The sequence below is a fragment of the Pseudomonas sp. AC083 genome (assembly GCF_979253165.1).
Genome location: NZ_CEEDDH010000174.1, coordinates 1 through 265 on the forward strand (window position 1 = coordinate 1; position 265 = coordinate 265).

Consider the following 265-nt stretch of genomic DNA (forward strand, 5'->3'; position numbering starts at 1 on the left):
GTTCACTGGCCAGCTCTACCCCGCTAAGTCCAGCACCGACGATGCCAACCGTTGCACCTGCGCTCAAATTGTTTAATTTGTTATACGCATGTCTTGACTGATCAATGGTTTGAATGCTGTATGTATGTTCTTTCGCACCAGGGACATTATGATATTTGTCCTCACAGCCGAGTCCAATCACCGTATCATCATACGGAATCGGTTCACGGTCGCTGAATAAGATCTGTTTGTTTTCAATATCAATTTTTTCTACTTCCCCGTATTG

The 265-nt window shown here is 44.2% G+C and carries 1 protein-coding gene; it reads right to left on the reverse strand.

Going from position 1 to position 265, the window contains the following annotated elements:
* A partial coding sequence (locus AC0IXA_RS27605; protein WP_471814931.1) for an FAD-dependent oxidoreductase occupies positions 1 to 265 on the reverse strand: 265 nt, incomplete at both ends.